Source organism: Streptomyces sp. NPDC057271, from assembly GCF_042668715.1.
Taxonomy (GTDB): domain Bacteria; phylum Actinomycetota; class Actinomycetes; order Streptomycetales; family Streptomycetaceae; genus Streptomyces.
The window spans coordinates 1-24801 of sequence record NZ_JBHUYJ010000082.1 but is presented as its reverse complement, the minus strand read 5'-3'; the positions used below and the strand labels follow the sequence as shown (position 1 = coordinate 24801).

The window sequence follows — 24801 nt, the reverse complement described above, 5'->3', positions numbered from 1 at the left end:
GATGCACGGCAGGGCGGTGAACGACAGGACGAGCCTCAGAGCCGAGGTGCTGGCGCTCCTGCTCGAACCGTTGGGGGTGGACGCCATGGTCGGACCGGCCGCACTCCAGCGATTCGCCAAGGAGGTGGACGCGGTCGCCCAGGCGCGCGGGTGTGCCGGCCTGCCGCCGTCCGGGAGCACGCTTCCGTGCGTGTCCGACGCGGTGGCGGCGTGCGTCGAGGAACACGAGCTGGCCCGCCTGACAATGGCTGGGGGCCGGGCTCCGGCGCCGGACGGGGGCAGATCTCTCCGGGAACTGAAGCGGCTGGAAGGGTTGCGGACTCATCTTCAGGCGCTGGAAGGCGTGCCGGTGGAAGCGCTTCGGGCGGACGCCGCGGCGGTGGCGGCCGCGGAACGGCTGCTGCCCGAAGTCCTGGAGCCGTGTCGTCGTGCGGACCGGGAATGGCCCGAGGAGATCTGGCGCTCGATCCGTGAGATCGACATCGAACCCGCGCTGGCCGACCTGAGCCGTCGACGAGGAGGCCGGAAGGCGGCGGAGGCGCGCGAGCTCGTGCTCAGGCACAGTGCTGCGGCGGCCCGGGATCTGCGGAACCGGGAGCTGGTGTCGCTGCTGGAGAAGGTGCGGGACTTCGTCGCCGCGGAGGAGTCGTACGAGGCGGTCCTGTCCGAGCGGCCGCAGTGGTGGCGCTGGCTCGCACCGGACGCGCGGTTCGGGTTCAGATCGGAGCGGCGCGGCGCCCTGCTCTGGACGATCGAGGCCCGTGACACCGGTGCCGTGTCCGGAAGTACGGTGGACATGCTTGCGGACGACAGCGTGCGGGCGGTGATCGAGCACGGGCTCGCGACGGCGCCCGTGAACACGGCCATGCATCCGCCCGCGCCCGCCGCGAGCTCGGCCGCACGGCTCACGTCGGGGCTGCTGGCGGTCGCCTCCCAGACCGGCATCAACGAGTTGCGGGCGTTCGAGTCCTGGTACACGAAGAACGTCGAGTCGTTCGACCGCGTGGCGGCAGCCATGGACCTGTGGCGAACCGAACCGGATCTCCGCGAGGCCCTCGGGGCCCCGGTCGGCGAACTCGCGCCCGGGACGGTGGACACGAGCCGATCGGCCTACCGCGACATCCAGACCGCTCTCCGGGAGGAGGCCGAGGCCCGTCCTTCGCGGGCGCCGTACTCCGCGTACGCGATCGAGAGCGAGGACCTCGTCGGGGTCATCCGCCGCATCGGAGCGCTCGAACGCGAACTGCGCGATGCCGTACGGGGCATGCCCATGGCGAGAGGCAGGCTGCGCGTGGCCATCGCAGGAAGGACCAAGTCCGGGAAGACCACGCTGCGCAAAGCGCTGACCCGCGACGCGGACCGGACCGGGATCGGGCGAGGGGCGCACCGCACCACGCGGGAGACCTCCGCGTTCCACGTCGGCTCCGTGACGTACCTCGACACGCCCGGCGTCGCCGCGAAGGACGACGACCTCGACGCCACGCGTGCTCGGGCCGCGTGCGACAGCGCCGACGCGGTGATATGGAACTACGCCGACACGCTGCGTGAGGAGGAGTCCGCCGAGCTCCAGCGACTCCTGCTCACGGGGAAACCTCTGCTCGCTGTCGTCAATGTGAAGGGAAAGGTCGATGAACCGCACCGCCTTCAGCGCTTCGCCCAGGACTCGGAAAGAGAGTTCGCGTCGGCGACGGGTCACACGGTCCGGATCGAGCAGGTCTCCGCAGCGGTCGGCGTCACGTCGCCCGTTGTCCTCCCGGTCCACTCCGGTGCCGCGCACGAAGCGTTGTCCACGGCGGACCGCGAGCTGGGGGACAGGGCCCTTCGGGCGAGCAGGTTGCCCGAGCTGGAGCAGTCCCTCACCCGGCTCCTGGCCGAGCGTGCGATTCCGCTTCGTGCGGTTCGCCTGGCCGAGGACGTGCGGGCGCCGCTCGCGGCGTTCCACGACCGGCTGATCGAGGAACTCCCCGGGATCGATCTCGCGCTTGCCGAACTCGCATGCTCGACGCCGCGTGACCGGGCAGAGTCGCTGGAAGCCTTCCGGACAGCGGGCCGGGACACGCGTGACCTACTCGAAGCCGAGCGCCACCGCGCCAAGGAGCGGGTGTCGGAGGTGGTTCGGGACCTGGGCGGCGTGGCTGACGCGCAGCGGTGGAGCGACTTCGTCACCGGTTTGGACCTGGAGGGACTTCTCTCCGGTCTCGGGGACACGTTCGAGCAGGAGGCGCGGAAACGGGGGATGCTTCTGCGCGTGCGGGCGAGCGCCACGGACCATCAGGACGACGCGCAGCCGCGTGTACGGCCGCGTCCTGACCTGAAGGAGAAGGCCGTGAGCCTGGGCACGGCGGCAGCCAAGGGGGCGGCGACGGCCCTTCTGAGCTCCGTCGCGGCCAAGGGGATCCCCAAGAAGCTTGCGGTCCCCCTTCCCGCGGCGACGTTGGTCTACGCGGTGGAGGGCCTGGCCGGAGCGGCGAAAGCGGTGAGCGGTGAGGTTGCCCGCGCGCGGCGGGCGAAGGACGGGTGGACCAGCACGACCACGACCGAGGCTGAGGCCTGCCTCGATGACCTGTTCGACGGACTTGCGGCATGGTCGGCTCGTATCACCGATGACGCGACGGCTCAGATCGATGCCCGGTTCGAGGCGCGGTCCGCGGACATCAGGGTCACGCGGGAGTGGTTCGAGCGACTCTGCGGGCTGCGGACGGCCGTGCGGTCCGCCCTCGACGCGATCGACCTCGTCCTGGCGCGCCGGCTCCTGGCTCTCGCGGGAGGGGACCCGGCGGCGATCCGTCGGGCACGTCGGACGCCGGGAGTCGAACTTCGTGTCTGGGCCGACGCGTCCCGCGTCGCGGACGTGCGGTCGTGTCTGCGGGACCAGTTCGTGGACGTCCTCACCGAACGGATCGAGATCCGCGCGGATCTCGGATGGCTCGGCACCCTCGAAGGAACCGAAGGGAACACAGATGGCTGACGGTGGTCCGGTCGACGCGCCCACGATCGACGGGGGCCGAAGCGCTCTCGTACTCGCGCTGGCCGCACGTGCCGAAGAGGTCCTGGGCGCTCACCCTCGCACTCGCGCCCTGACCACGAGCCTGCCTCGTGCGGACACGAGCCCGCTGCGGATCGCACTGCTGGGCCCGTACAGCGCGGGGAAGTCCACACTCGTCGCGGCACTGCTCCGGCTCCCGTCGGCCGACATCGTCGATCTCGTCGACGCGGCGCCCAAGACGCACGAGGCGACGTCGTACGAGTGGAACGGAGCGACGCTGGTCGACCTGCCCGGGACGCTGTCGGGTATCGACGGGCACGCCGATGCGGCGCGGGGCGGCGTTCGTGGTGCGGACGCGCTGATGATCGTGACAACGAGCGAACTGCCGGGCGAAGCAGAGACCAGGACGATTCTGCGGGCTCTCGACGCTGACGGGTTCGCTGACCGGAGTGTGGTCGTCGTCAACAAGTTGAACGCCGAGAACAGCGATCGCGATGTCGTCCTCGACGAGATCCGCGGGCGCCTCGGGCCTTTCGCCGACCGCGTCCCGATCGTCCCCACCGACGCACGCGACTACATCGACGCGCTCCATGACCCCACTCTCTCGCCCGATCAGCGACAGTGGCTTGTCGCGGAGAGCGGTATCGACGCTCTGGCGGCCGAGTTGCGGAGAATGACCGCGCCCGGTGTCAGCGGTGTCCGGCCCGAGGCTCAGGCCTTCGAACTCCTTCGAGTGCTGGCGGACGCCGAGCGGCAGTGGGTGCTGGACGGCGAGGAACTCGATGCCGCGGAGAGCGCGAAGAAGGTCGAGGAGTCGATCTCCCGGGCGAAGGAGCGTGTGCTGAGCGCCCTGTTGAGAGGGAGTGAAGTCGTCGCTTCCAGGATCACGACGGCGGGAGACAGGGCCGCTGCCGGCGTCTCGGAGAAGGACGGGGTCGTCCCCGACCGCGTCACTCGTGCCGTCCAGGAGCAACTGGAGCGTGCGAGCAATGAGTTCGACGCGAGTTTCTCTTCGTCGGTGAGGACGGCGTTCGACGCGCTGGTCGCCGAGTACGGAACCGGTGTGCCCGAGCCTGAATCCTGGGGGAACGACCTCGAAGCACGCGAGACGACGTTCGACGGGTCCCCGGATGGCACGCCACCGTTGACGCAGGGGGTCAAGGAAGCGGCGAAGAAGGCCGCGAAGGTGGGTACCGAGAAGGCGGGCGAGTGGATCGGGAAGATCGCGGACGGCGGTAACGGGCCGGGAAGCGCGGCCTCCGCCGTCGTGGAAAAGCTCAGCAAGAACCGGGTGGGCCGGAAGATCCTTGACGCCGGAGGGAAAGTCACCAACGGCGCGGAGAAGTTCAAACCGTGGGGCAAGACCAAGGCGGCCGGCAAGGTAGCCGGTACGGCCCGCAAGGTGCAGTGGGTGCTGGCAGTCACGGGGCCGTTGATGGACCTGACGAGCGTCGCGCAGGACCAGAGCAAGTGGATGGCGCTCAACAAACGGCGGAAGCAGATCAAGGATCACTTCGACGAGGAAGCGCGCGAACAGCAGACCGCTCTCACCGATGCCGGTGAGCGGTACCTGTGCGAGTGGATCACCGAGGTGGAACGGTCGCTCAGCGGTCTCACGAAGCGGGGCTCGGACATCAAAGCCGAGCGTGAAGCGGCCCTGACGGCGATCAAGGGCCTCCGCGACGAGGCCGAGAAGCTGGTCGGGCCGACCCGCTGACCTGACGGACCGTGGTCCCGGCGGTGAACGCGCCCCGTGACCACGGCCGCCGGGACAGGCGCTCAGGTTCCGATGCGAACCCTCGCCGACCGCGACCAGGTGTCCCGACCGGGCGCTCGGGCCCGTCGGAGTGTCGGCGCCGTTAGCCTGTCGGTATGACGGAGCGTGTCGTGCCCGGCCGTACGGACGGCCTGATCACCCTGGACGCCGCCGACGCGCTGTGGGTCGGGCTGACGGCCGGCGGTGCCGTGCCGACGGCTTCCGGGGCGTTCACCCGCTCGCCCGCCCGTGCCCGGACGGGGTACGTCCTGCTCGGGAGCCGCGTGGTCGCGACGGCCAGGGTGGGCGGCGGTCGGTGGGGCGTCGCGGAGCGCGAGGTACGCCGGGCGGCCGCGGAACTGAACGCGGTGGTCATGGACCGGCGGGACCTGGTCCGCGTCGGCCCGTTCCACGGAGCGCCGGAGCCGGAGCCTGAGCCGGAGCGCGACGAGGAGACGCCGCTGCGCTGGCGGTGGCGCGTCGCGGGGGAACTGGGGGAGCCGGGCGGCTCCGGGCGCGGGGCACGGCACGAGGACGGCCGGCCGTGTCATCTGGCGGGGATCGACTGGCGACGGCTACTCGTGGAGCACACCCCCGACGGGACCCGGCGGACGTGGTGGCTGCCGCGCGCGGTGGTGAGGCTGCTCGACGCGGCCGAGCACGCCGAGACGCGATGGCTGCGAGCCGCGCGGATCAGTGAGACGGACACGGCCGTGGCCGAGCCGCCCTCCCGCCCTCGGCGGGCCGGGGACGCCGACGGGCGGCGCGCGACGAGCCCCGAGGGCCCCGCCGCCTCACCGCGCCCGTACGGCAGGGAGCTCGAAGGCCAGCTGTACTCGGTGCTCAGCAGAAAGCCCGGCATCTCCCAGAAGGTGGCCGAGTGGGTGTGCGCCGTCTGCGGCGGCGCGCCCGCCGCAGTGCTCGACCACTGCCACGAGCACGGCTACGTCCGCGCCCCCGTCTGCCAGTCCTGCAACACGCGGGAACGCCCCGACCATCTGTACGCCAACGACGTCCGCGTCGCGAACCGCTACTCCCGCCTCTTCCACACCGACGCCGACGACTGGCTTCGCCACTGGCACCGCTGCACCGGCTGCCGCGCGCGCACCACCCTGCCGCTGCCGCACCTCGCCGCGTGGACCGCTTTCATAGCCTGCCGGTCACTGCGCCCGACCCACCGGGCCCCAGGCGGACGTCAGCCCTGCGGCACCCTGCGCGTGTCCTGGGCGGGTAGTCAGAATGCGCCCCGGTCCTGCCTGTTCACGGTCACGGTCGATCTCTGCCCCGCCGGCGAGCACCGTGTCCTGGCGCGGGTCCCCTACCGTGAGGCCGCCGAGCGGTTCCGTGGCTGGCTCGCCGAGACGGCCCCCGCCGTGGCCGCCGCGTCCGGCCCCGACCGCCTGGACGGCCTCCCCGCCCAGCCCCGGCCGGTCGTAGTGGACCCCGGCGGCGAGGGCCTGGGACTGTTCTGAGGTGAGGAGCCGCCCGCCGCGTACGGCGACGGGCGGCCCCCGCGTGACACCGGGCGGGCGTGCCGCTCAGTCCTCCGCCGCGTACCGCACGAACCGCGTCCAGCCCTCACGGTCGACCGCGAAGGGCCGGCGCTCCACGTCCTTGGAGTCCCGGACGTGGACGGCCTGCGGGGTGACGGCGACCTCGACGCAGCTGTCGCCCTGGGTCCCGCTGTAGCTGGACTTGAACCAGGCGAGTTCGGTCGTACTCATAGCTCTCCTCGCAGACGCTCCAGCAGGCCCCGCGACTCCTTGGGGTTGAGGGCCTGTGAGCGCAGTGTGTCATAGCGCTGACAGAGCAGACTCACCTCTTTCGGGTCGGAGATCAGCCGCCCGTTCTGCTGCCCTTCGGAGTACCCGAGCCGCCGCCCGTCCGGAGCCTCAAGGAGTTGCACCGGCCCGTCCAGGCAGCCGTGGAACTCGGCCTCCAGCGCCACCACTTGCAGGGTCACGTTGCGCGGTGCGATCAGGTCCAGCACTCGGTCCAACATGCTCCGCTGCACCTCCGCCCCGCCCAGCCTGCGCCGGAAGACATGCTCCTCCACGATGAAGCTGAATGGGACGGTCGGCCGCTCGTACAGCATCTTCTGCCGCTTCAGGCGTGCGGCGAGCCGGGTCTCCAACTGCCGTTCCGTCAGCAGCGGGATACTGTTGTCGAACACCGCCCGCGCGTACGCCTCCGACTGCAGCAGCCCCGGCACGAGCCGACACTCGTACGTGTACAGGCTGACCGCCACCTTCTCAAGGCGTGCCCACCGCCGGAACCACACCGCGAGACCCGCCTCGGCGCGGGTGAGGAACGGGGCGGACCTCCGCAGCGCCCCCGTGTTCCCCAGGGCCCCTTCCCCTCGCTCGACGAACGCCTCGTCCGGCATCCGCCGCCCCAACTCCACCGATTCCACCGTGTGCTTGGAGAACCGGACGATCTCCGCGAACTCGGCCCTGCTGAGCCCCGCGTGCTCCCGCAGGGCCTGGACGACGGCCCCGAAGGTCCGCAGGCTGTCCGACGGATCGGGCTCCCGGCCCTGCTCGTCCGTCTCGTCCGCCCCGTCCGTCACGATCTCGACGTCCTCAGCCACCCGTGGCCACCTCCCGACGCACCCGTACCTCGACCGCCGTCCCGGCGATCGACAGCACTCAGCGTGACGCGTCGCCCCCGTACCGTCTACCGCATGTGCCCGTACGCTGACGCAGCGTACGGGTCTCGCTCCTGGCGCGTGCTCCCGCGCCCCCGCCACGCTGACCTCATGTACGCGATCACGCCCCATCAGCACTCCACCGTATGGACGTTCGCCCAGCAGCTGTCCTCGACCCGCCGCGGTGCCCGCCTCGCCCGCCTGCTCGTCGCCGAGCGGCTGACGGCCTGGGAGGTGTCACCCAGCGTGGCCGAACGGGCGGTACAGATTACCGCCGAACTCGCGGCCAACGCCGTCCTGCACGGCCGTGTCCAGGGCCGTGACTTCCGGGTCGCCCTCACCTGCGCGGCGGCGTCCGGCGGTGTCCGCATCGAGGTCACCGACCCGCGCGGCGAACGGCTTCCCACCCCATCGCCAGGCCCCGGAGGCATCCCCTCCGACACCGCGTCGGGCCGAGGGCTCCTCCTGGTCGCCGCCCTCGCCGACCGCTGGGGTGTGGAGTCGTACCCGCCGAGCGGCAAGACGGTGTGGGCCGAGGTCGAGGACCCGTTCGCGCGAGTTCAGGCCCCCGCGTCCGACTCCTCGCCGGGCAGAGGGCCGGCGAGGAATCCCGGCAGCGCTGAGCAGCGGCATCCCCGTACGACCGTCAGCCCGCCTGTGCCTTGAACCGCCAGACCGCGTGCTCCAGTGCCCCCGGTTCGCGCCCGAGGAGGGTGGCGGCCACCTCGTACGCGGTTCGCAGTTCCTCGTATGTGAGGTCTGGGACACCTGCCGCCGCTGCGAACGACCTCAGGTGCACGTCCACCGCGACCTGAGACCGGCCGACGAGGTTGCCGATGTAGTCGACACTCTTCGGCCCCACGCCCTTCACCGCTCGAAGGGCCGCACGGTTCTCCTGGCGGTCGAGCCACTCATGGAGATCGTCTCGGGTGTCGACACCTCTGGCGGCCAGCAGATCGGTGAGGGCGTGCGCTGTAGCGACCCTGCCGGGGCTGTTGAAGTCCATGGCGACGGCAAGGTCTTCCGTGGCCAGGCGTGCTTGAAAGCCGCGCACCGTGACGGCTTCCGGCCATGCGGACTGAAGTCGGAGAAGTCGCGGCCGGACGGTCGACTGGTACTTCCGGCGTGCCTGGAAACTGACATCGCAGATGACGGCACCCATGTGCGTCCAGCCGCCGGGCAGAGCGAAAGGGCCGTCGCCGAGGACGGCCCGAACATGGGCGGCGAGCAACTGGGCGGCGCTGAGAGTGGGCATGTCCCATTGGTGGAGTTCCGGTCTGACAATCGGAGCCGAATACGAAGAGACAGCAAGGTGCTCGATATAGCGCTGGGCCCATGATGTCAGCCGGTCGGGCTAGTCTCCTCCCTGTACTGATTCCGTAGTTGCTCACGCCACAGCGTCGCCACGTCGAGGCGACAGCATGGCGGCGACCAGAGACGCGGCGCGACAGTGGGGCCAGTTGTTGCGCGATCGGCCTTCACTCTGGTCCCCCACCCGATAGGTTCCTTTCATGCCCAGCCGTCTCCTCGAACTGCACGTCGAGAACTTCCGAAGCCTGCGTGACGTGACCGTCCCACTCGGTCCACTGACCGTGCTGGTGGGACCGAACGGCGTGGGCAAGTCGAATGTGCTGAAGGTCTTCGACTTCCTGGCCGACATCATTCGTACGGATCTCCAGCCTGCGCTCGACACCAGAGGAGGGTTCGACGAGGTCGCCTTCTGGGGCGGTGCGAAACCTCCGACGTTCATGCGTGTCCAGCTGAAGGCCACCTGGACCAGCAATTCCACTCTCAATGCGCCCGACGAGTACAGCCTCACGATCCGGCGCCGCTCTCTGCCGTCGAACCGGGACAGCAGCCGGGCCGCCTACACCCTGTCCCGCGAAGAGAGCTTTCAGTTCAAGCGGAAGCAGGGGCGGGGGCGACGCATCACCATCTCCGGCGAAGAAGCCCGTGTGCTCGACAGGCGCGCCGGCAAGGAACAGGACAGCGGCAGCTTCGGCATTCGACGGCTGAGCAGTGGCTTGTCCACACTGCCCAGACTCGGTCCGGCGGACGGCGGCGACGAAGTGACCCGTGTCGCGGACCGCCTGTCCTCCTTCCGGGTCTTCGACGTCGATGTGGCCGCGGCCCGCATGCCCACCCGGTTGCGCGTCGCCGACCTCGCCACGCTGTCACCGCACGCCGAGAACCTTGCCGCGTTCCTGATCCACCTCAGCGGCCGGGACGAGATCTGGGAGAGCCTCGTCGAGGACGCTCGCCAGGTTCTTCCGCAACTGGAGAACATCGAGTTCGAGGAGGTCGGCGGTTCGACCGACCAGCTGACGGTCGTCCTGCGTGAACATGGCCTGCGCCGCCTGACCCCTCTGGCCGACGCCTCCTATGGCACGGTCCGTCTGCTCGGACTCCTTGCCCTTCTCTACGACCCTCATCCGCCGGCCTTCACCTGCATCGAGGAGATCGACCACGGGCTGCACCCACAGGCACTGGAACTCGTCGTGCAGCGGCTGCGGGAAGCTTCCGAGCGTACCCAGTTCATCGTCGCCACCCACTCACCCGCGCTCGTGAACCGGCTCCGTCCCGACGAGTTCGTCGTCTGTGACCGGGATGAGGAAGGTGCCTCGATCATTCCCGCGCTGACGGTGAGGGAGGTGGAGGAGATCGTCGAGGAATCGGGGGATCAGCCGCTCGGCGAGCTGTGGTTCTCGGGTGTGCTCGGCGGCGACCTCACCGGAGGTGAACTGTGAGCGCCAGTGGTCGGAGCGTGGGCCGGCGCACCAGTAGGCAAGGCCGAGTGATCGTTCTCGCCGGTGAGGACCAGAACGACTGCGAGATCATGGCGGCGCTGATACGCGCGCACCGGCCCGACCTCGGTGCGACGGCCAAGCTGGTCCGCATCAACGACCCTGTGAGGCTGCGGAGAAAGACCGGTCCTGACCTGTCCGCGGCGGTGAAAGCGCTCGTTGGCAAGGCGCGTGCCAAGGCGGTTCAGCAGAGGGCGCAACTCGTGGGGTTCGTGGTCCACGAAGACCTGGACGGCTTCACCGACCTGGACTACGGCAGAGTCCGAGCAGCGGTTGCGGGTGAACTCGGCCGCCAGTGCGGCGGGTTCCCTGCCGCCCTGGCGCTTGCCGCGTGGGAGTCCGAAGGCTGGCTCCTCCTGTTCCCTGACGCCTTCCCCCATGTGCGCCCGAGGTGGAGGGTCCCCGAGCAATTACGGGGAAGGGACTCGGGGCGGGTCAAGGAGCCCAAGGAAGAGCTCAGGCGACGGCTTGGCGTGCCACTCTTCCGAGAGAGTGACGGTCCCCTCGTCGCCCGCGAGGCCCTTGCGCACGGCCTGATCGCCGCCCTGGAAGGCAGGAACGACTCGTACAACGATTTCGTCCGGGACCTCGACAGCTGGTCCTGAGCACCAGGGGAGTGGTCAGGCCCGGAGTATGCCGGCCACTTGGTGGAGCGCGTCCTCGCGGTGCTGTTCGCGCGCCGCGCGGACCTCGGGGTCGGGCGACCACAGTGCCTGCCGGCCCGGGTGGTACGTACGCACCACCCGGAAGCGCTCCTGGGCGGCGAGGGTCGGGTACGCCTTCTCCAGCCGCCGCCAGGTGGCCTGCGCGTCGCCGCCCTGGAGCAGGACGACGCGGAGGTCCGGCATCAGTCCGAGGAGGCGCACGAGGGCCTCGGCGCCGGCCTTCTGTTCGGAGGCGTCGGGCTTCCGGTTGATGTACCAGGGGTAGGCGTTCCAGGGCGTGACGTCGCGGGCGTTGATGCCGGCCTGTTCGAAGGCCCGTCACTGACGCTCGGCGGTCGGGTCGTCGTTCTCCGTGCACAAGAAGCCCGAGCCGGTGCCGTCCTGGGTCTTGGGCCCCGGATCGCGCAGCACGGACAGCACGCGCGCCTCGGTTCCGCCGTGCCAAGGAGCGACGTACGGCATCCAGCCCCTGCCGTCCTGGTCCCGCAGGCCGTCGACCAGCTCGTTGATCGCGCGGACGTGTGCCGCGTACCGGTTCCGCTCCTGGTCGGTACGGAACGTCTCGTCCGCCATCTGTCGCGCCATGTCGTCCTCCCCTGCCGTCTCCACCCGAGTGCACGCCGACAGGGGTGGTGCTCGGCCTCCTACGCTAGCGGGTGGCACTGACACGTGGGGGCGAGGCCCGAGACGTCAGAAGGCGGGTGAGGACGGCAGCCAGCCCACCGCGCGGAGCGTCGGCATGACCCGGGTGATGACGTACGCCATGACCGGCGTCTCGTCGTCGTCCACGGGGAAGTACAGCGCGTGCTGGAGAGGCTTCACATCCTGAGGGTGCTCCAGATCGACCAGGGGGGAGGTCCTCCTGGTCGAAGGCGGGTTCCAGCGTGACGCCGGGACGGCTCGTCAGAGTCCGCAGGAGCGGCAGCCCGCATTGTGCGGCGAGTTGCGCCATGGTGAGGGACTTCTTGAAGCCGGCCCGGTCCGAGCCGGTCCTCGGTATGACGGTCCAGGCCATGAGGCGCAGGCGCCCCCTTCCGGCGGGCACGGCCTCGATGCCTGCGCGGCGGCGGCCGTGCAGATTGGCCAGGAGGGCGGGCATCTCGGGAACCACCGACGGCTGGTGGAGGACCAGGTCCCGCTCACCGTTGTCCCAGCGGGTGTCGTGCAGAGTGAGTTGAGGGCGACCGGGCAGGACGAGACGCCATTCCACGGCGGTCCCGTTCTCCGTGGATCCGGAGCAGGTGGCTCCGTGGCGCGTTGCACGGGTGCCTGACCGCCGCAGGGTCAGCTGGTCCGTAAGTCTCATGACGGTTGAGCTTCTCCTCAAGAGGTGCGGCCGTGCGGCCGTCTGACTGTCACTCATGCCGCCCGGATCCGCGATCGTACACAGATTCGCATGAAGTGTGGCGGGAAATGTCCGTTGACGGCGTCAACATCTCTGCGCCACTCTGGGGCTCCCGGGTTCGGACTTCGCCGTCACACCCGCCGCCTCCCGTGCATGGAGCCACACCGTGAGCGACCAGCCCCACCCCTCCCTCCGTGACCTCGTCCTCCAGCGCCTGGCCGCCGCCGGCCTGGTGCCGGAGACGGCGGATCTGCTGCGCGACCTCTTCCCCGGGACTCGGGCCGGAAGCGCCTCCCGAACCGGTCCTCTCTTCCTCCGCTCCATCACGGCCGCCGGGTGGCGAGGCATCGGCCCGGAGACCACGCTCGGCCTCACCCCCGCACCGGGTCTCACCGTGGTCGCCGGACGCAACGGCTCCGGTAAGTCCAGCTTCGCCGAGGCCGCCGAGATGGCACTGACGGGCGACAACTTCCGCTGGCAGGACCGTACTCAGATCTGGCGGCAGGGGTGGCGGAATCTGCACGATCCGGCGGCTCCCCGCGTGGAGGTGGAGTGCCGCCGTGACGGTGCCGACACGCCCGTCACCGTCCGCAGGAGCTGGCACGGCGACGGGCTGGGCGACGCACGGGTGGCGGTCCACCGGCCAGGCCTGCCCGGCGGAGAGCTGGGCGAGGTCGTCGGCGCGGAGGAGCTCGCGCTGTACCGGCCGTTCCTCTCGTACAGCGAACTCGGCGCCGTGATCAACGGCCCCATGACCGCCCTCCATGACGGACTCGCCCAGATCCTCGGCCTGGAGCAGCTCTCCGAGGCCTACAAGGAGGCGGGAGCCCGCCTCAAGGCGATCAAGGACGGCGAGAAGAAGGCCACCGACCTGGCAGCCGCGGTCCTCAGCGAACTGCGGGGCTCCGGCGACCCGAGGGCCGTCGCGGCCGTGGAGGTTCTCTCCGCACGCCGCCCGGACCGCGAACGCGTTCGCACCCTCCTTGCCGCACGGCCCGAGGGCGACACCGCCGAACTCGAAAGGCTGCGCGGGCTCTCCACCCTCGAAGGGCCTGATCTGAGCGACATCAGCGGTGCCGTGACGCGGCTGCGGGAAGCCGCGGCCCGGGCCGATGACGCGCGGTCCGGCTCCGCCGAGGACGCCCGTCGTCTCTCCGACCTCCTGGAGCGGGCGCTCGACCACCGGCGGCGGGCGCGGACCGCCGACTGCCCCGTCTGCGACACGCCCGGACTGCTCGACGACGACTGGGCGGTGCGCACCCGGGAGCAGGTCGAACGGCTCCAGCACGAAGCCGCGGAAGCGCAGTCCGCGCGCGACGACCTGCGCGGCGCCATCCGCGCCGTCCACGATCTCGTCCAGCCCGTCCCCGTATGGCTCCGGCCGGAGGACTCGCCGCTCGCCGCCCTCTGGCGGGAATGGTCCCTGTGTCGGAGCGCGACCGACCCCCGCCCGCTGGCGGATCAGGTCGAGCGCCTTTCGGCCGCCCTCGCCGACGCCTGCCGGCAGGAGAGCGAGCAGGCGGCCCGCCTGCTCGCTGATCAGGACGCCGGCTGGCAGCCGCTCGGGGTGCGCCTCGCCGAATGGCTGGCCGCCGCCGACCGGGCCGCCGAGGCCGCATCGCTCGGCAAGCGGCTCAAGGACGCGCAGACCTGGCTCAAGAAGGTCACCGACGAACTCCGCGAGGAGCGGCTGCGCCCGTTCGCCGACCAGTCGCAGACCATCTGGAAGCTGCTCTGCGAGCGCAGCAGCGTCACGCTCGGCTCGATCGGCCTCACGGGGACGGCCAACCAGCGCAAGGTGAAGCTCGACGTGTCCGTGGACGCCATGGACGCGCCCGCTTTCGGCGTGATGAGCCAGGGCGAACTGCACTCGCTCGCCCTCTCGCTGTTCCTCCCTCGCGCCACCCACCCCGACAGCCCCTTCGGGTTCCTGGTGATCGACGACCCGGTGCAGTCCATGGACCCGGAGAAGGTCGAGGGGCTCGCGCGGGTCCTCCACGCCTGTGCCCAGCGCCGCCAGGTGATCGTCTTCACTCACGACACCCGCCTCCAGCAGGCCATCCGCCACCTGCGCATCCCCGCGACGATCATGCAGGTCTCCCGGCAGACCGACTCCGTCGTCAAGGTCACCCGCACCGACGACCCGGTCTCCCTCGCGCTGAGCGAGGCCCGGGCCGTCGCCAAGGACCCGAACGTGCCCCAGGACGTCGCCGACCGCGTCCTGCCCCAGATGTGCCGAGGCGCCCTGGAGGCCGCCTACCTGGAACCCGCACGGCGCCGCGTGCGGGCCGAAGGCCACGGCCACGCCGACATCGAGGCCAGGATCGGCAAGGCGCACAAGCTCACCGAACTCGCCGCGCTCGCCTTCTACGACAGCACCATGGAACCCGCCCAGGTCCTCGCCGCCGTCGCCCAGGACCACGGCCCCTGGGCCCGCGCGCTCATCGAACGGTGCAACGCCGGCGCCCACCAGCTCCTCACCCCGATCGGCGACCGCATGGACCTGGTCCGGGACACCGAGCGCCTTGCGAAGGCGGTGCGCGGCCGATGACCCTTACCCCCGACGAACTGGCCGCGGCCGCCCGTCATCTGCTCCTCCCTCCCCCCGGTGTTCCCCACACCCTCGCGCCGGGACTCCGCGCCCGAGCCGCCGCCGCCCTGCTCCGGCTGGCCCTGGACGAGGCCATGGACGGCTTCTGGCGGCGGGTCAGTCCCGCCATGGCGCACAGCCGTGGCCGTACCAAGGCGCTTTGTCTGGAGTGGTACGCCCCGTGCTCCGTGGCCCGTCAGTGGTACGCCGTGTGGTCCGCGCTCAGCGCGGCCTGCCACCACCACACGTACGAACTCCCGCCCACCCCGGGCGAGGTCAGGGCCTGGCACGACGACGTCGTCGAACTGCTCGCCGCCCTCCGCCAAGGACCCGAGCGGACCGAAGCCTGACCGGTGCACCGAAAAGACCACGGCATGGACACACGCCGCTACCGCATGGTCGTCACCAGCGGCCTCGACTACGTTAGCACCGGTGCGCAGGTCGACGCCCGGCTCCGGGACTGGCTGCGTGAACCGCCCAAGAACTACGACATCCAGGCGTTCGCGGAGGGACGCAACGAGATAGCCCGGGGAGTCACGCTCGACCACGACTCGGCGACCGGCACCGGCGGGGCGTACGGGCGTTGGCGCCTCCGGGAGACCGCCCCGGACGGCACCTGGCAGACGACCCTGGTGATCAGGCAGACGGAGAGCCGGCCGACCCGCGTACAGCTGGACGTAGAGCACCTTCCCGACGATCCGGACACGTTGCCGACGCCCGCAAAGACCCCCCGCCTCGCGGCAAGCCTGCTGGACGTTCTCCAGGCCCGCGACGGGCTCGCGGACGTGACCCGGATGCCACAGGTCGTCGAGGCGGCCGACATCGACTCCGTCATCGACGAGTTGTGCGACGCGGAGCGCCGTCTGCCGATCGTCATGGCCACCGCCCCGAACGGGGCCGACTTCGATGTCTGGCTGGAGCGGACCCTGGACCCGCTGGTCCGTCCCCTGGCCGGCCTCGCCATCCTCTACGCCCTCGCGCCCGGGGCGGACAACCGCTTCAACCGGCTCATGGAGTACCACCGGGTGTACGGCGGCGGCATCCGGACCTTCCTTCCTGGTGTGGACCCGGCCTGGGCGGCCGACGGCCAGCGCCACCGCGTCATGTCGCACCGGGTCGTCGCCGAGAACCCGGCCCGGGCCCGCCGCCTGCTCGCCCAGCTTCCCCAGGGCCTCGCCACCCGGGCGCCACTGCCGCCCGAGCTGGACGCGGTACCCGTGTTGCGCGCGCGTACCAAGGAGAGCTCGGGCAGCTCCGAGCTGGAGCGGCTGAGGGACGAGAACCACGCCCTCTTCGAGATCCTCGAGGAAGCCGGGCGCGAGCAGCGGGTACGGGCCGACGAGATCAGGGACCTGAAGAACGAACTCCAGCGCGCCAGGAGCGACGAGATCACGCTGATCGCCGAGTACGACGAGCAGTACCGGGAACTGCATGAGACCCGGGTCCAGCTCGTCACTGTGCAGAAGCGCCTGCTCGCCCTCGGCGCCGCCGAAGCCGCATACGCCCCGGACGACGGCGGTCCCGCTGTCCCCGAGTCCTTCGCGGAGATCCTGGAACGGATCGAGGAGATGCCTCGCGTGCACTTCACCGGAGCCAGGAAGATCACCCTGGAACTGGACGACCAGGCGTACGGTTCCTCCTGGGTCCGTATGGCCTGGGACGCGCTGCTGGCGCTTCGGGACTACGCCGACGTCTCGGTCGACGGCCCCGCCGACGGCGCGGCCTTCCGTGACTTCAAGCAGTGGTGCGAGGACGCTCCGGGCGGCAGGCACGCGATATCGCCCCGTAAGGTCGTGCGCGACGAGTCCAGGACAGTGAAGACGAACACCGTCTGGCGCAAGGAACGGACCTTCCCCGTCCCGGAAAACGTGGATCCCGCCTGCCGGCTGTTCATGGGCGCGCACGTGAGGATCGGCGGCGGCAACACCGTCGCTCCACGCCTGCACTACCACGACGCCGCCCGCGCCGAGCACGGGATCTTCATCGGATACATCGGGCCGCACCTCACCAACACCCTCACCTGAGGTACGGAGCGGGGCTAAGGTCCTTCTCGGCACCGGCCTTCGGGCATATGCCCTGCCCGTGTCCAAGGACTCACGGGAACGAGGAACGTACGTGAACCAGGAGTGTGCGTGAACGAGGACAGCGGCAACCCCGCCGAGTACCCGGAGTTCCGGCTGCGGCTGCCCGGCGGGGACGGCATCGGGCGGGCGGTCGGCGTCCTCCTCGACGCCGTCGGCACCAACGGGAGCCGCAAGTTCCTGGTCCGGGCCGGTTCGCCGGCCCGGGAGCACGTCATGCCGTCGTTCCCCAAGCACTTCAGCGGCACCTTCAGGCGGCGCGAGGAGCTGAGAGCCGCCGGAGTCCTCGCGCCGTCCGACCGCTGGCCCGGATGGCTGGAGCTGACCGCTGACGTCGAGTGCGGATCGCCGTCCGCCGCCGCCGAGATACTCGTCGGCGCCCCGCGCAACGGCTGGGAGGAGTGGCGCACCGAGGCGGGCACACCGCTGTCCGACTTCATGGAGGGCGTGCGTTCCGGGCCCAACCGGGCCTGGCTCGTACGCGGCTCGAACGTGGCGGGCAGTGACCTCGTCCACCGGCTCTGGCTCCCCGAGGGCAGGGTCACGCTGTCGGCCGCGCGGCTGCGCCAGGGAGTGGCGCAGGGGGCGAGCAAGGAGCGGCTGAGAGCGTTCGTCGAGGAGGACTACGGGACGACGGCGACCTACAACCAGAAGCTGGAGCTCGTCGACGAGCTGTACGCGTTCCTCTCCTGGATGAAACCGGGCGACACGGTGTGCGGCATCTCCGGGGGCCGCCTGTACGTGGGTGAGATCACCGGCACAGTCGAGCAGACCGCTTCCGAAGGCGGCCGCTCCAACCTGCGCCGCCCCGTCGACTGGCAGAGCAGCGGGTACGCCTACGACGAGCTTCCCGAGGAACTCCAGCAGAAGCTCTCGGCGCAGCACGACGTCGTCGACCTCACCTCCGTGCAGGCCCTCATCGACGGACTCGGCCGTACCGACGAGGAGCTCGCCGACGAGGCCGTGTCCCGGGAACGCGACCCGAGCGAGACCGTCCCGGCCCTCGCGGCTCGGCGTGAGCTGGAGCTTCCCGAGCCGGGCCAGGCCCTCGCCGACGAACTGCTCGTCCACGACGTGGAGTGGCTGCGCGAGGTGAAGGACCTCCTCTGGGACGAACGGCAGCTGGTGCTGTACGGCCCGCCCGGCACGGGCAAGACCCACCTGGCCCTCAAACTCGCCGAGTTCCTCGGAGGCGGGCCCGAACGGGTCAAGCTGGTGCAGTTCCATCCGTCGTACGCGTACGAGGACTTCTTCGAAGGGTTCCGCCCGAAGGAGGACCCCGACACCCGGGAGGTCGCCTTCCGGCTGACGGCGGGCCCGCTGCGGGAGCTCGCCGACCTCGCCTCCCGCGAAGGAAACCGCCACATCCCGCACTTCCTGATCATCGACGAGATCAACCGTGCGAATCTGGCCAAGGTCTTCGGAGAGCTCTACTTCCTCCTGGAGTACCGGAACAAGTCGGTCCGCCTGACTTACTCGGGCGACGACTTCGCCCTCCCGTCCAATCTCTTCGTCATCGGGACGATGAACACCGCCGACCGCTCCATCGCCCTTGTCGACGCGGCCATGCGCCGGCGCTTCGCCTTCGTGGAGCTCTCGCCGCGTACCGAGCCCACCCAGGGGCTGCTGCGCCGCTGGCTCGCGGCCCAGGACCGCGGACCCGAGCCGGCGGACTTGCTGGACGCGCTCAACTCCCGCATCGACGACCCCGATTTCCGCATCGGCCCCTCGTACCTGATGAAGAAGGCGGTCTACCGGGAAGGCGGCCTCGACCGCACCTGGCGCACCAAGATCCTTCCGCTCCTGGAGGAGCATCACTACGGAGAGGGAATCGACATCGCCAAGACCTACGGTCTCGAAGCCCTTCGCGCGACCATCGCACCGGCTGCCGGCCCGGCTGAGCCCGACGCGTGACCGGCATCCAGCTCGTCGAACACGCCCCGCACACCACCCATGACCTGCCGACGGCCATCGGCCGGGCACTCGCTGCCTCCCGGATCGTGGACGCGGCGCCCGACCCGTACCGGACCGGGGGATGGCGGCTGCGCGCGGGGAGCAAGGTCGGAGCCTTCGTGGTCAGGGCCCCGGGGGAGGACCCCGTCACCCTGAGAGTCACCCCGAAGGTGCCGATCGCCCACCTGTTCTTCCTCCTGGGGTACGCCCTGAACCCGCGGATCCACCAAGAGGGCACGGTTGAGGTGTCGGCGCACACGGAACTGGTTCCCTTCTTCGCCCAGACCTACGAGAGGGCGCAGGAGCGAGCCCTGAGGCAAGGAGTGCTGCAGGGTTACCGGCACACGGAAGAGGCGTCCCCTGTCCTTCGCGGTCGGCTCAGGGAGACCGACCAAGTGCGCCGTCACCACGGCCGGCTGTTTCCCCTGGAAGTGGCCTACGACGAGTACACCACCGACATCCCCGAGAACCGGCTGCTGCGGGCGGCAACGGAGCGGCTGCTGAGTCTGCCCCGCGTCCCGGCCGGAGTGCGGCGGTCCCTCCAGCACCAACGGGCCCGGCTCATCGACGCCGAGCCCCTGCTGCGCGGCGCCGCTCCGCCCCGGTGGCGGCCGAGCCGTCTGAACCTCCGCTACCAGCCCGCGCTGCGGCTGGCGGAGGCCGTCCTGCGCCGCGAGTCGCCCGAGCACCTGCCGGGTGACGTCACCGTCGACGGATTCCTGCTCGACATGAACAAACTCTTCGAGGACTTCGTCTGCGTAGCCCTGCGTGAGGCCCTCGCCGCGTATGGCGGACACTGCGCGCTCCAGGCCAAGGGAGTGCATCTCGACGCGGACGGGACCATCCGCATGAGGCCGGATCTCCTCCGGTACGGGGACGGCGGCCGCCCGCTGAACGTGGCCGACGCCAAGTACAAGGCGCAGAAGCCCGACGGTTTCCCGGACGCCGACCTCTACCAGATGCTCGCCTACTGCACGGCGCTGGGTCTTCCCGAGGGGCATCTGATCTACGCCAGGGGCGGCGCGCTTCACGCCTCCCACCGTGTCCGGAACGCGGGGATCGTCATCCACCAGCACGTCCTGGACCTGGAAGGGCCGCCGACGGAGCTGCTCGGGATGGTCCGGGACCTCGCCCGCCTGATGGCCGAGGGCGCGGGACCCGGCTCCTTCTAAGATCGTTTCGGCCGCGCCGCACGCCACGAGGTAAGGAGCCCACCGTGCCCCAGCTCGCCTTCGCGAACAGCTTCTGGGAGAGCTACGACGTGCTGGAGAAGCCCGTCAAAGCCGGAGTGCGCAAGGCGATGGCCAAGTTCCAACAGCTCACCGTCGCGGAACTGCACGCCGACAAGGGGCTTCACCTGGAGTCGGTGGACAAGGCGCGCGATCCACGGATGAGGACCATCCGGATCAACGACTTCTGGCGGGGAGTGGTCCTCGCCCCGAACGACGGCAGCGATGTCTTCCTCCTCATCAACGTCGTGCCGCACGACGGCGCCTACAGTTGGGCGGCCAAGCGGCTCTACACGGTCAACACCGCCACCCGCGGCCTGGAGGTCCGCAACGTCGTCGCCATCGAGCAACTGACGCCGGCCCTGGAGGCGGCGGCGGCCACGGCCCCCGCCCTGCTCTTCGCCTCCCACTCGGACACCGTGCTGCGGGAACTCGGTATCGATGCACAGGTGTTGCGTGCCGTGCGCACGATCACGGACCAGGCACAGCTGGACGCGTCCGGCACCCTGCTTCCCGAGGACCAGTTCGAAGTCCTCCAGTTCCTCGCGGAGGGTTTCAGCCCGGAAGAGGTCTACCGTGACGTCGTCACCGCACGGCGGCCCGCCGACGCTCCTGAAGACCCCGCGGACGACCTCGCGTCGGCGATCCTCCACACCAGAAGCCGCATCACGCTCGTGACCGGGCCGGACGAACTGGCCGAGATCCTGGAGAAGCCCTTCGCCGCCTGGCGGGTCTTCCTCCACCCCTCCCAGCGGCGCGTCGCCTACCGCGTGTCCTACGGCGGACCGGCGCAGGTGACCGGAGGCCCGGGCACGGGCAAGACTGTCGTCGCCCTGCATCGCGTCAAGCACCTGTTGTCCCACTCCGAGGACAGCCGGGTCCTGCTCACCACGTACACCAACGCTCTCGCGGCGAGCCTGCGCGAGAACCTCGCGCTGCTGCTCGACGGCGATGAGGCGCAGCTTCGCAGGGTCGACGTGACGACGGTGAACGCCTACGCGCACCGAGCCCTTCAGACAGCCGGCGGCCGGACGCCGTCCCTCGTCGGAGACCGTGAGGAGCGGCAGATCTGGCAGCGGGTCGGCAAACGCCTCGGCCTTCCGTGGCCGGAGCAGTTCCTCGCCCAGGAATATCGCCACGTCGTACTCGCCCAGGGCATCGACACGCTCGACGCCTACCGGGGCGCGGTGCGAAGAGGACGCGGCTCGGCGCTGCCCGTAGCCCAGCGAGAGCGCGTCTGGGAGGCGGTGGAGCTCTTCCGGGCCGAACTTGCTGCCCGAGGCGGCCGCACCCACCTCGATGTCTGCGCCCAGGCGGCACGGCTGCTGGAAGGGAAGGTCGCTTCGGACGGCCACGACTACGACCACGTGGTCGTCGATGAGGCGCAGGACCTGCATCCAGCCCAATGGCGGGTGCTGCGGGCAGCCGTGGGCCGTGGACCCGACGACCTCTTCATCACCGGTGACCCCCATCAGCGGATCTACGATTCCAGGGTCTCCCTGGCCTCACTGGGCATCACGGTGACCGGCCGGAGCGGTCGGCTGCGGATCAACTACCGCAGTACGGAGGAGATCCTCGGCTGGTCCACCGGCATTCTGAAGGAGATGGACGTCGAGGATCTCGGGGGCGACGGTGCGGACAGCCTCCTCGGTTACCGCTCACTGCTCCACGGAGGACGCCCTCACGTCAGAGGTCATGCTTCCGAGCAGGTCGAAGTGGACGCGATCGTCGAGCGGATCGAGGAGTGGATCGGCCAAGGCATGCGCCCCGAGGAGATCGGGGTGTGCGCCCGCTTCCACCTGCTCCTGGACAAGGTGTACGACAGGCTCGCGGCTCGGGGCATTCCCGTGGTCCGGGTCAAGGAGGGACCGGGGGCGGGAACGGCAGGGGTGCGCCTCGCGACGATGCACGCGATGAAGGGGCTGGAGTTTCGTGGCGTCGGTGTACTCGGGGTTTCGGACGGCGCACTCCCGTTCGCCCGTGAGGTCACCGCGGCCGCGATGGACAGGCTGCAGAACGAGGCCGATCTGCTGCGTGAGCGGTGCCTGCTCTTCGTCGCCTGCACACGGGCCAGGGAAGCATTGCACGTGTCCTGGAGCGGAAAGCCCAGCCCGTTCGTGCCCCTGCCTTCCGAACTCCCCTGACCGGCCGACGGGTCACTCGCCGGAATCGTCCGCAGGAGGTGCAAGGGCTCCGTTGGTCAGCCCCTCCCGGGCCAGAGCGGCTGCCTCCTTCCCCAGTTCGGCCAGACTCGCGACGCGTTCCTCGAACTCTTGGAGAGAACGGAAGACGGCTCCGTAGCGACGCTGGTCGGCGACCGCCATCTGCGGGATGCGGGCCGCCCGCGCGTCCACACGGTGCGTTCCGCTGGTACTGGTCGAGCGGCGGACGTTGGACGCGCTCTGAAGAAAGCCGCGCAGGTAGTCCGTATCGAGTTGAGGACTCAGGGATTGGGGGCCGCCGGCGCCCGCCTCGATCAGTCCCGCTCGGGACAGATCCGCGAGGCTGACCGTGGCTGTGTCCAGAGAGTCTTCTCCCGCCGTTTCCCGCAAGGCCGGCAGGAGTGCGCCCAGCGCTTGGAGCTGCTGCTCGATCTCTTCGCGCAGGGACCAGTACTCCGCCCGGAAGTCCTGGGTGGAACGGTGGATGTGAAGGTTCGGCGTGAGGTCCACGGTCTCGTCGAGGAGGTCGATGAGGGGGATGTCGGCGACCTGGTCGCTGGTGGGTTCCAGTGGTCCGTCCGGATCGTTGCCCGTCAGGTCGACCATGCGGACGTGTGACGGAGTCGTGTCGTCCGGTTTCGGGCGGCGGAGGATCCAGAGCAGTACGGGGACGGAGTGCGAGGAGGCGACTCCACCCGGTAGCGCGATGACGTGGGCGAGGATTCCCCGCCGTACGAGTTCCGCCCGGATTCGGCGTCCAGCCTTGCGGTAGGCCACGGATGACGGCATGACGATCACCGTGCGGCCGCCAGGGGCGGTGTGGGCGTAACAGTGCTGGAGCCAGGCGAGCTCCCCCTCCGCCTTGGAGGGGGTGCCAAGCTCCCATCGTGCGTCGAGGAGCAGTTCCTCGCGCCCCCAGTCCGGGCCGACGGCGGGAGGCTCGCACACGACGAGGTCGGCGCGGAGCGAGGGCCAGGCATCCGCCCGCAGCGAGTCACCCGCTTGGATCACCGCATCGGCTCGGCCGCTCAACTTGGCTCGGAGTTCCGCGAACCGTGCTGCTTCGGGGTCGATCTCCTGCCCGCGAATGACCGTACTGCCGTCGTCCCCCGCAACCATGAGAAGGACCCCGATCCCGCAGGCGGGATCGAAGACGGTGGTGCCCTTGGGCAAAGGGCCCACAAAGTGAGCGACCGCCCGGGCGATCCTCGCCGAGGTCACCTGATCCGAGCCGCTGCGACGCGCCGAATCCTGAAAGCGTTCGACGAGTCCGTCGGCCACGTCGGTTGGTGTGGCGCTCTGTGCTGACGAGGCGACGATCGCAGCCGCTGCGGAGTCGAGACCAGACGGATTTCCCGTCGAAAGGAATGCTGCGACCGAAGACAGGCCGCTGATCATGTCATCGCCGAACGACGCGCGGAGCGCCTGCCAGAGCCGGACTTCGTCGGACACGTCATGGCTCTTCCGCTGGTTCGCGAGCCATGCCCGTACATCGGTAAGGGAAAACAGAGGTGTGCCCGAACTGCCTCCCGCCGGGGCGGGGAAGTCCTTGTGGCGGCGTCTCCAGTTCGACACAGCGGCTCGTGTCACGCCCGCGATGCGAGCGATCTCGGCCCCGGTGATCAAAGGGTCTACTGCACCCGCGTCATCCCTCATACGGAAACCGTACACGCCATTGCAGACACGCGGTAAGTGTTGGGCGTTGACGTCGTCAACGTGTTCATCTGGGACGGAAGTCATCCGCTTGTGCAGAGAACGTGAGCGGCGGTGGGATTCAGACCTTCATGATGGTGGCGTGCCCGCGGCAAAGCGCTGTGAGGTCCTCTGGATCGGAAGTAAGGATCGTGGCCGGCCCTGGTGAGGCCAGTGCGGTGGCGGCGAGTATGGCGTCGATGGCGTACTTGTGGCCCTGCGGGCCGGCGTCGGCGAGCAGGATGGCGGCGTGGCGGGCGATCGGCTCGGTGATCGGTTCCACGACCAGGCGGGAGAGTGTCCACTCCAGGGCCGGGCGGTTGATGCGGGGGTGGGCCACTTCGACCAAGGCGGCTGCCGAGGTGATCACACGGAGGTCGTCGGTGCGGGCCAGGGCGAGCCGGGCGTGACCGTTTGGCGGGCAGGCGGCCGAGGCGATCACTTGAAGGCCGGCGTCACAAGCGACTGCGAGCGGCTTGCGGACCTCGTGGTCGCGTTGTGCAGTCTCGGCGAGCCTTCGCCGTCCGGCGAAAAGATCACGCTCGCGAGCTCGCCCCGGCTTGGTGGCGGCCTCCGGGCCGTCGAGGGGCAGTACGCGTGCGTCGAAAGGCCGCGCGTAGCGCCCATGGCGCACGTAGTGCACATGGATCTTGAGTCCGTTTTGCGCACCACGTGTCTCTGACCTGCGGTTTTCATTAACCTGTTTTTGGCTCTACATGTTTTCCATGACCCATCATGTCGAGTGCGTCGCGATCCTTGAGCCCGCCTCGAAGGGCTCCTGACCTGCCGTTTCTCCGAGTGTGCGTGATGGGCGTTACGTGCTTTGGGCGCGATATCTTGACGCATATCTGACGCGCGTGACGCACGTTTGACGCACGGACGGCGCGGTTT

General features: G+C 69.9%; 20 protein-coding genes. 12 read left to right on the top strand and 8 right to left on the bottom strand.

Features of this window, described 5'->3' with window-relative positions:
* Window position 1: 1 nt before the first annotated feature.
* The 3 genes from ACFUJR_RS29070 to ACFUJR_RS29060 all read left to right on the top strand — a co-directional run bounded on the left by ACFUJR_RS29070 (window position 2) and on the right by ACFUJR_RS29060 (window position 6214).
* Complete coding sequence (locus tag ACFUJR_RS29070) at window positions 2-2968, top strand: GTPase (protein ID WP_383168763.1); 2967 nt, start codon at window positions 2-4, stop codon at window positions 2966-2968.
* Window positions 2961-4703: a GTPase gene (locus ACFUJR_RS29065; protein ID WP_383168766.1), complete on the top strand. Its 1743-nt coding sequence runs from the start codon at window positions 2961-2963 to the stop codon at window positions 4701-4703. The genes ACFUJR_RS29070 and ACFUJR_RS29065 overlap by 8 nt, the downstream gene beginning before the upstream one ends.
* A 155-nt stretch (window positions 4704-4858) precedes the next feature.
* Window positions 4859-6214 carry an endonuclease domain-containing protein gene (locus ACFUJR_RS29060; protein ID WP_383168769.1) on the top strand — a complete coding sequence of 452 codons (1356 nt, stop codon included), beginning with the start codon at window positions 4859-4861 and terminating at the stop codon, window positions 6212-6214.
* Between the two features lie 66 nt (window positions 6215-6280).
* Here ACFUJR_RS29060 and ACFUJR_RS29055 read toward each other — a convergent pair whose 3' ends face one another.
* On the bottom strand, window positions 6281-6466 hold the full coding sequence (locus ACFUJR_RS29055) for a DUF397 domain-containing protein (protein ID WP_383168772.1): 186 nt from the start codon (window positions 6464-6466) through the stop codon (window positions 6281-6283).
* Window positions 6463-7332, bottom strand: coding sequence for a Scr1 family TA system antitoxin-like transcriptional regulator (locus ACFUJR_RS29050; protein ID WP_383168775.1), 870 nt, complete (start codon window positions 7330-7332; stop codon window positions 6463-6465). The genes ACFUJR_RS29055 and ACFUJR_RS29050 overlap by 4 nt, the downstream gene beginning before the upstream one ends.
* 168 nt (window positions 7333-7500) lie before the next feature.
* On the opposite strand from ACFUJR_RS29050, the gene ACFUJR_RS29045 reads away from it, so the two are divergent.
* Window positions 7501-8055: an ATP-binding protein gene (locus ACFUJR_RS29045; protein WP_383168778.1), complete on the top strand. Its 555-nt coding sequence runs from the start codon at window positions 7501-7503 to the stop codon at window positions 8053-8055.
* On the opposite strand, the gene ACFUJR_RS29040 is transcribed toward ACFUJR_RS29045, so the two are convergent.
* Window positions 8036-8644 carry a hypothetical protein gene (locus ACFUJR_RS29040; RefSeq protein ID WP_383168781.1) on the bottom strand — a complete coding sequence of 203 codons (609 nt, stop codon included), beginning with the start codon at window positions 8642-8644 and terminating at the stop codon, window positions 8036-8038. The two genes, ACFUJR_RS29045 and ACFUJR_RS29040, sit on opposite strands and share 20 nt — an antisense overlap.
* A gap of 256 nt (window positions 8645-8900) precedes the next feature.
* Between ACFUJR_RS29040 and ACFUJR_RS29035 the strand changes: the two genes are divergently transcribed.
* Window positions 8901-10136, top strand: a complete 1236-nt coding sequence (locus tag ACFUJR_RS29035) for an AAA family ATPase (protein WP_056557557.1) — start codon at window positions 8901-8903, stop codon at window positions 10134-10136.
* 47 nt (window positions 10137-10183) lie between these two features.
* The gene (locus ACFUJR_RS29030; protein WP_383168784.1) at window positions 10184-10798 is read left to right on the top strand and encodes a hypothetical protein; all 615 of its coding nucleotides are present in this window, start codon (window positions 10184-10186) and stop codon (window positions 10796-10798) included.
* Between the two features lie 15 nt (window positions 10799-10813).
* Here the strand turns inward: ACFUJR_RS29030 and ACFUJR_RS29025 are convergent, their stop codons facing one another.
* From ACFUJR_RS29025 to ACFUJR_RS29015, 3 genes are all read right to left on the bottom strand, one after another.
* On the bottom strand, window positions 10814-11041 hold the full coding sequence (locus tag ACFUJR_RS29025) for a hypothetical protein (protein WP_383168789.1): 228 nt from the start codon (window positions 11039-11041) through the stop codon (window positions 10814-10816).
* A gap of 135 nt (window positions 11042-11176) precedes the next feature.
* Complete coding sequence (locus ACFUJR_RS29020; RefSeq protein WP_383168792.1) at window positions 11177-11443, bottom strand: hypothetical protein; 267 nt, start codon at window positions 11441-11443, stop codon at window positions 11177-11179.
* A gap of 105 nt (window positions 11444-11548) precedes the next feature.
* Complete coding sequence (locus ACFUJR_RS29015; protein ID WP_383168795.1) at window positions 11549-11680, bottom strand: hypothetical protein; 132 nt, start codon at window positions 11678-11680, stop codon at window positions 11549-11551.
* A gap of 689 nt (window positions 11681-12369) precedes the next feature.
* Between ACFUJR_RS29015 and ACFUJR_RS29010 the strand changes: the two genes are divergently transcribed.
* The 6 genes from ACFUJR_RS29010 (at window position 12370) to ACFUJR_RS28985 (ending at window position 22200) form a co-directional block, all read left to right on the top strand.
* Window positions 12370-14754, top strand: a complete 2385-nt coding sequence (locus ACFUJR_RS29010; RefSeq protein ID WP_383168797.1) for an AAA family ATPase — start codon at window positions 12370-12372, stop codon at window positions 14752-14754.
* On the top strand, window positions 14751-15143 hold the full coding sequence (locus ACFUJR_RS29005; protein ID WP_383168799.1) for a hypothetical protein: 393 nt from the start codon (window positions 14751-14753) through the stop codon (window positions 15141-15143). The genes ACFUJR_RS29010 and ACFUJR_RS29005 overlap by 4 nt, the downstream gene beginning before the upstream one ends.
* 24 nt (window positions 15144-15167) lie before the next feature.
* Window positions 15168-16817: a hypothetical protein gene (locus ACFUJR_RS29000; RefSeq protein WP_383168801.1), complete on the top strand. Its 1650-nt coding sequence runs from the start codon at window positions 15168-15170 to the stop codon at window positions 16815-16817.
* 108 nt (window positions 16818-16925) lie between these two features.
* Complete coding sequence (locus ACFUJR_RS28995) at window positions 16926-18788, top strand: DUF4357 domain-containing protein (protein WP_383168803.1); 1863 nt, start codon at window positions 16926-16928, stop codon at window positions 18786-18788.
* A complete protein-coding gene (locus tag ACFUJR_RS28990; RefSeq protein WP_383168806.1) occupies window positions 18785-19999 on the top strand; it encodes an McrC family protein in 1215 nt (404 codons plus the stop codon). Before ACFUJR_RS28995 ends, ACFUJR_RS28990 begins: the two co-directional genes overlap by 4 nt.
* 44 nt (window positions 20000-20043) lie before the next feature.
* Entirely contained in the window at window positions 20044-22200 is a 2157-nt protein-coding gene (locus tag ACFUJR_RS28985; protein WP_383168809.1) for a UvrD-helicase domain-containing protein, read from the top strand.
* Between the two features lie 12 nt (window positions 22201-22212).
* Here ACFUJR_RS28985 and ACFUJR_RS28980 read toward each other — a convergent pair whose 3' ends face one another.
* Window positions 22213-23874 carry an N-6 DNA methylase gene (locus ACFUJR_RS28980; RefSeq protein WP_383168812.1) on the bottom strand — a complete coding sequence of 554 codons (1662 nt, stop codon included), beginning with the start codon at window positions 23872-23874 and terminating at the stop codon, window positions 22213-22215.
* Between the two features lie 118 nt (window positions 23875-23992).
* The gene (locus ACFUJR_RS28975) at window positions 23993-24352 is read right to left on the bottom strand and encodes a type II toxin-antitoxin system VapC family toxin (RefSeq protein ID WP_383168818.1); all 360 of its coding nucleotides are present in this window, start codon (window positions 24350-24352) and stop codon (window positions 23993-23995) included.
* Window positions 24353-24801 lie beyond the last annotated feature (449 nt).